Genomic DNA, 6,468 nt, shown 5'->3' with positions numbered 1-6,468 from the left:
AATTAACTATTTTAAAACAGATAGTTAAACGTAAAATTTAAACCTTATCTAGGACAGCCCCAAAAACATTTCGACTCCCTGAGTATCCTTTACCCAGTTTGTCGCAGCAAAGAGGCGCGGTAAGCCAGTGGCTGTCTGATAGTGGAGGCGTCTCGCAAACAATCGTTATAACTTGCAGCTGTTGCCCGCGACTTTGCATATCGGCTTCCACTTGCGCAGAATTTCAGGCAAAAAAAAGACACCGAAGTGTCGTTTTTTTTGCATAACTGCTTTTAGTCGCCGTAGATATTGGCACGATCGCGCAGCTCTTTACCTGGCTTGAAGTGTGGAACGTATTTACCTTCCAACTCCACTTTGTCACCCGTCTTCGGGTTACGACCAGTGCGAGGTGCACGATAGTGCAAAGAAAAGCTGCCAAATCCCCGGATTTCGATGCGTTCGCCCTGTGATAACGTGGTTGCCATGTGCTCCAGCATCTCTTTTACCGCATCCTCAACGACTTTCGCCGTAATATGAGAGTGCTGGCCAGCGAGTTTTTCAATCAGTTCTGACTTGGTCATAAAACCTCCGGTTAAATCCCTTTAGGGGAAAGTTCTGACAGTTAACGACGTTAGAGGGCAACTTGCGCTGCCCTTAAAACAATTACTCGCTTTTAGCTGCTTTGAATGCTTCAGCCATAGCGTTAGAGAAGTTGCCTTCTTCCGGTTTGTTGGTGTTAACCGTATTGATAGCTTCTTTCTCATCAGCTTGGTCTTTCGCACGAACAGACAGGCTAACAACGCGGTTCTTACGATCAACACCGGTGAATTTAGCTTCAACATCGTCGCCAACATTCAGAACCAGAGTTGCGTCTTCTACGCAGTCCAGCGATGCTTCAGAAGCACGCAGGTAACCTTCAACGCCGTCAGCTAATTCAACTGTAGCACCTCTAGCGTCAACTGCAGTCACTTTACCGTTAACAATTGCACCTTTCTTGTTCAGAGAGATGTAGTTGTTGAACGGATCTTCTGCTAGCTGCTTAACGCCTAGGGAGATACGCTCGCGCTCTGCGTCAACCTGCAGAACCACAGCTGCGATTTCGTCGCCTTTCTTATACTCACGTACTGCTTCTTCTCCGGTAGCGTTCCAAGAGATGTCAGACAGGTGAACTAGGCCGTCGATGCCGCCGTCTAGGCCGATGAAGATACCGAAGTCAGTGATAGACTTGATTTTACCTTCAACACGGTCGCCTTTGTTGTGGGTTTCTGCAAACTGCTGCCATGGGTTGTTTTTGCATTGCTTCAGACCCAAGGAGATACGACGACGTTCTTCGTCGATGTCCAGGACCATAACTTCAACAACATCACCAACGTTAACAACTTTAGATGGGTGAATGTTCTTGTTGGTCCAGTCCATTTCAGAAACATGTACTAGGCCTTCAACACCTTCTTCGATTTCAACGAAGCAGCCATAGTCAGTCAGGTTAGTTACACGACCAGTCAGCTTGGTGCCTTCTGGGTAACGTTTCGCGATTGCAACCCATGGATCTTCGCCCAGCTGCTTCAGACCCAGAGAAACACGGGTACGCTCGCGGTCGAATTTCAGCACTTTAACAGTGATTTCGTCACCAACATTCACGATTTCGCTTGGATGCTTAACGCGTTTCCATGCCATATCAGTGATGTGCAGCAGGCCGTCAACGCCGCCCAGATCAACGAATGCACCGTAGTCAGTCAGGTTCTTAACAATACCTTTAACTTCCATGCCTTCCTGCAGGTTTTCCAGCAGCTGATCACGCTCTGCGCTGTTTTCGGATTCGATTACCGCACGACGTGAAACGACAACGTTATTACGCTTCTGATCCAGCTTGATGACTTTGAACTCAAGCTCTTTGCCTTCCAAGTGCAGCGTATCGCGTACTGGACGTACATCTACCAGTGAACCTGGCAGGAACGCACGAATACCGTTCAGCTCTACAGTGAAGCCGCCTTTAACTTTACCATTGATAACACCGGTAACAGTCTCAGCTTCTTCGTAGGCTTTTTCCAGCGTGATCCATGCTTCGTGACGTTTAGCTTTTTCACGAGACAGCAGGGTTTCACCGAAGCCGTCTTCTACTGCATCCAAAGCAACGTCTACTTCGTCGCCAACCTGAATTTCCAGTTCGCCAGCTGCGTTCTTGAACTGCTCTGCAGGAATTGTAGACTCAGATTTCAGACCCGCATCAACCAGAACGACGTCTTTGTCGATATAGACAACGACGCCACGAACGATGGAACCCGGACGGGTTTCGATTGTTTTTAAGGATTCTTCAAATAGTTCAGTAAAAGATTCAGTCATATTGATAATCTTCAGGATTCTTCAATTTAACGTCCACCTGACATCCTGACGGGTGGGGTTGTTTTACATGCCTCATGACGTCCATATCACAGGGTTAGATAAATCATTCTGCGAGCAAGGGCTCATACAGAGGTCATCAAGCGTAGCTGATTTTTACGTCAGTGCGAGTTTTTCGCGCGCATATTTTAGCGCAATCTCAATCACCTGCTCAATCGACATTGTAGTCGAATCAATCACTAAGGCGTCATCGGCCGGCACTAGAGATGCAATAGCACGATTACGATCACACTCGTCACGCTCTTTCATCTCAGATAAAAGGCGCTCAAAGTTAACACTAAAACCTTTCTCCTGCGACTGCAGCATACGGCGGTTAGCACGTTCTTCGGAGCTGGCATCTAGGAAGATTTTCACCGGAGCATCAGGGAAAACCACGGTACCCATATCACGCCCGTCAGCAATTAGGCCCGGCAGCTTGCGGAAACCGCGCTGACGACGCAACAGCGCTTCCCGCGCGCGCGGGAAGGCAGCGACTTTCGAGGCGGTATTGCTGACATTCTGAGTACGAATCTCTGAGGAAACATCTTCCCCCTCTAAGAACACTTCCATTTCGCCACTGTTAGAGACAAAACGCACGTCGAGATGGGAAGCGATCGGCACCAGCGCTTCTTCTGAGGTGATATCGACCTGATGGTGTAATGCAGCCAAGGCCAGCACGCGATAAATTGCGCCGGAATCCAACAAGTGCCACCGCAATTTCTCGGCCATTGCTTTACACAACGTTCCTTTCCCGGCACCGCTTGGACCATCAATGGTGATCACTGGGGCTACTGCCGTCATGTCGTTTTCCTGTCGGTGGGATACCGGGGCAACCAGTACCCCGATAAATATCGACGCGCATTATACCCTACAAAGCTGAAACTGCAACCGCGTCAGCAAAGCCGTTATGCCGGCTGGCTAATGCGGGCTAGCTGCTCAAAGTAGTCAGGGAAGGTTTTAGCGGTGCATTTTGGATCGAGAATGGTAACCGGGGTGGCCGAAAGCGCCACCAGCGAGAAACACATTGCCATGCGGTGATCGTTATAGGTGCCGATTTCAGCAAACTGAATCTGGGCTGGAGGGGTAATGCGAATGTAGTCATTGCCCTCTTCAACTTCTGCACCCACTTTGCGCAGTTCAGTGGCCATCGCCGCTAGGCGATCGGTCTCTTTGACGCGCCAGTTATAGATATTACGCATCACGGTGGTGCCTTTGGCGAACAGTGCCGCCGTTGCAATGGTCATCGCCGCATCAGGAATATGATTCATATCGAGATCGATAGCGTTGAGATCGCCGCGGGTACAGGCAATGAAATCATCGCCCCACTCAATGCTGGCACCCATTTTTTCAAGCACGTCAGCAAAGCGAATATCTCCCTGCATGCTGTTGCGGCCAATACCGGTCACTTTCACCGTTCCGCCTTTAATCGCTGCCGCAGCAAGGAAATAAGAGGCAGAGGAAGCATCACCTTCAACCAAGTAATCTCCAAGTGCCTGATACTGCTGCTGACCGCGCACAGTGAATGAACGGTAGTTATCGTTCTCCACTTCGACGCCAAAGGTCGTCATCAGATTCAGAGTGATATCGATGTAAGGTTTAGAAACCAGCTCACCCTTGATCGCAATATGGGTGTCGTTTGCCGCCAGCGGAGCTGTCATCAGCAACGCGGTCAGGAACTGGCTGGAAACGCTGCCATCGACGGCTACGTCCCCTCCGCTGAATCCGCCTTTCAGGCGCAGCGGCGGATAATTTTCCTGTTCAAGATATTCAATGTCCGCGCCACCTTTGCCCAGCGCATCAACTAGGTGACCAATCGGTCGCTCTTTCATCCGCGGCTCACCCGTCAAGACAATATCGTTACTGCCTAGGCACAGCGCGGCAGCCAGCGGACGCATCGCCGTTCCGGCATTGCCGAGGAAAAGTTCCAAGGCGCCCTCAGCTCTCAGCGCGCCACTCTGACCCACCACCCGGCACACGGTGCGATCGGCAGACAGTGTGAACTGCACGCCCAAGACCTGCAGCGCGGTCAGCATATGGCGCACATCATCACTGTCGAGCAGATTGGTCAGGCGGGTAGTACCGTTTGCCAACGCCGCCAGTAACAGCGCGCGATTAGACACACTTTTAGAACCGGGAAGGTTAACGGTGCCGTCGACTAGGGCGATAGGTTGTAACGTCAGGGAATCCTGCATGTGAAACGTATTCTCCAAATAATTGCAATGAAACCCCGCAGGGATGCGGGGTTTCAGATTTAAAACTCACTGCGAATGCAGGTTTACCTTAGCCGTGGCGACGTTCGAAGTCGATCATAAAGTCAGTGAGCGCTTTCACGCCTTCCAGCGGCATCGCATTGTAAATCGACGCGCGCATTCCACCGACAACGCGGTGGCCTTTCAGTGCACGCAGGTCGGCAGCAAACGATTCGTCAATAAACAGCTTGTCCAGCGCAGAATCCGCCAGCTGGAACGGCACGTTCATGCGCGAACGATTCGCCACGGCCACATCGTTGCGGTAAAAATCACTGCTATCGATAGTGCCGTACAGCAGATCAGCTTTGCTCTGATTACGCTTGTCCAGCTCATGCACACCGCCCTGCTCTTTCAGCCATTTAAATACCAGGCCAGAGAGATACCAAGCGAAAGTTGGCGGGGTGTTAAACATCGACTCGTTTTCCGCCAGCACTTTGTAATCGAGGATTGAAGGCAGCTCTTTACGCGCCTGACCCAGCAGATCTTCACGCACCACGACCAAGGTCAAACCCGCAGGACCGATATTTTTCTGCGCACCGGCGTAGATCACACCATAGCGGCTGACATCCAGTAGCGTAGAAAGGATGGTCGAAGAGAAATCGGCTACAACTACTTTATCGCCAAAATCTGGCGTTTCATGGATGGCGATACCATCGATAGTTTCGTTCGGGCAGAAGTGCACATAAGCCGAGTTATCGGACAGCGCCCACTCGCTCATGGGCTTAATGCCACGCAAACCAGCAACGGTGGTTTTGGCATCGATAACGTTTGGGGTGCAGTATTTCTGCGCCTCTTTCACCGCACTGGCAGCCCAATAGCCGCCGTCGATGTAGTCGGCTGAGCTGAGCTGACCCAGCATGTTCATTGGGACAGCAGCAAACTGCGCACGCGCCCCGCCGTGACAGAATAATACTTTGTAGTTGGAGGGGATTTTTAGCAGATCGCGAAAATCTTTTTCTGACTCTTCAGCAACTTGAATAAATTCCTTACTGCGGTGGCTGATCTCCATCACGGAGGTGCCTAAGCCCTGCCAGTTGCAGAGTTCCTGCTCAGTCCGACGGAGCACTTCTACCGGCAACATAGCCGGACCAGAGCTAAAATTGAAAACCTGACTCATTTCCCCTTACCACTTTCAGTTCGATTAGTTTTTATTCTTCTATCTGTTTTATCATTGCCACCCCATTGCTGCAATAATTTATCCGGTCAGCCGACCAGTTTCCCGAGGCGCGCCGCAATAGTTTATAGGGCGTATGAAAGTGAAAACCATATTTTGTGAGGTGTTTTTCTCTTTCATAAACAGACCTGTTAACTTTTAACTGTAAAATGGCACTCATTCCGACAATGAAATTAACGTTGTCAGATAGCGATTGCCGAGGAAAATCTGTATTATTACGCGCTTTCCGAGCTATTGTTGAATAAATAGAGATTATGCTGCGATTCAATAAAAATAGCGAGCATCCATAACATAAATAGTAGGTTACAACCAGTGCTCGATAATACATGCTGGAATGGCTAGCATCTTTGTCCAAAACCGGCATATTAAAACAGCATGATTACCTATTATTCAACAAAGCCCGCCTGTCGGCAGGCTGTTACCGAAGCGACGCTCCACTGCACCCAGCATGACGTCCTGCACGGTTTCACTATCATATCCACCGGTACTGGCTGCCCAATGAAGTGCCTCGCGATCGCAACAGTCCAGCGCGAACGTTACCCGCAGTTTTTCACCGTTATCACAGCTGAACTCGAAGCCGTCAGAGCACCACCGCTGGTTACTTTCTCCAACGACCACTTTCCCTGTATGCGCCCGCTTCGATGGCGGTATTTCCGGTTTACGCTCAAGCAGCAGCACATTCTGACGCAT

5 protein-coding genes and 1 pseudogene are annotated in these 6,468 nt (G+C 50.3%); all 6 read right to left on the bottom strand.

Annotated features, from left to right (window positions below):
• Positions 1–272: 272 nt before the first annotated feature.
• Positions 273–560 (bottom strand): integration host factor subunit beta, encoded by a 288-nt coding sequence (gene ihfB, locus BBW68_RS15050; RefSeq protein ID WP_070135970.1) that lies wholly within the window; start codon positions 558–560, stop codon positions 273–275.
• A gap of 82 nt (positions 561–642) precedes the next feature.
• The gene (gene rpsA / locus BBW68_RS15045; RefSeq protein WP_070135969.1) at positions 643–2,319 is read right to left on the bottom strand and encodes a 30S ribosomal protein S1; all 1,677 of its coding nucleotides are present in this window, start codon (positions 2,317–2,319) and stop codon (positions 643–645) included.
• A gap of 153 nt (positions 2,320–2,472) precedes the next feature.
• Positions 2,473–3,156 (bottom strand): (d)CMP kinase, encoded by a 684-nt coding sequence (gene cmk / locus BBW68_RS15040; protein WP_070135968.1) that lies wholly within the window; start codon positions 3,154–3,156, stop codon positions 2,473–2,475.
• A gap of 104 nt (positions 3,157–3,260) precedes the next feature.
• Positions 3,261–4,547 (bottom strand): 3-phosphoshikimate 1-carboxyvinyltransferase, encoded by a 1,287-nt coding sequence (gene aroA, locus BBW68_RS15035; protein ID WP_070135967.1) that lies wholly within the window; start codon positions 4,545–4,547, stop codon positions 3,261–3,263.
• 88 nt (positions 4,548–4,635) lie between these two features.
• A complete protein-coding gene (gene serC / locus BBW68_RS15030; RefSeq protein WP_070135966.1) occupies positions 4,636–5,721 on the bottom strand; it encodes a 3-phosphoserine/phosphohydroxythreonine transaminase in 1,086 nt (361 codons plus the stop codon).
• A 462-nt stretch (positions 5,722–6,183) separates the two neighbouring features.
• Positions 6,184–6,468 (bottom strand): annotated as a pseudogene (locus BBW68_RS15025) (DDE-type integrase/transposase/recombinase); the annotation flags it as partial.

It is taken from the genome of Candidatus Erwinia dacicola (assembly GCF_001756855.1).
In the GTDB taxonomy this organism is placed as follows: Bacteria; Pseudomonadota; Gammaproteobacteria; order Enterobacterales; family Enterobacteriaceae; genus Erwinia; species Erwinia dacicola.
This window is presented reverse-complemented; position numbering and strand designations above follow the sequence as displayed.

What these genes read in the sequence shown, in the direction of transcription:
- ihfB (WP_070135970.1), bottom strand. Translation starts at nt 560, where the DNA reads ATGACCAAGTCAGAACTGATTGAAAAACTCGCTGGCCAGCACTCTCAT.
- rpsA (WP_070135969.1), bottom strand. Translation starts at nt 2,319, where the DNA reads ATGACTGAATCTTTTACTGAACTATTTGAAGAATCCTTAAAAACAATC.
- cmk (WP_070135968.1), bottom strand. Translation starts at nt 3,156, where the DNA reads ATGACGGCAGTAGCCCCAGTGATCACCATTGATGGTCCAAGCGGTGCC.
- aroA (WP_070135967.1), bottom strand. Translation starts at nt 4,547, where the DNA reads ATGCAGGATTCCCTGACGTTACAACCTATCGCCCTAGTCGACGGCACC.
- serC (WP_070135966.1), bottom strand. Translation starts at nt 5,721, where the DNA reads ATGAGTCAGGTTTTCAATTTTAGCTCTGGTCCGGCTATGTTGCCGGTA.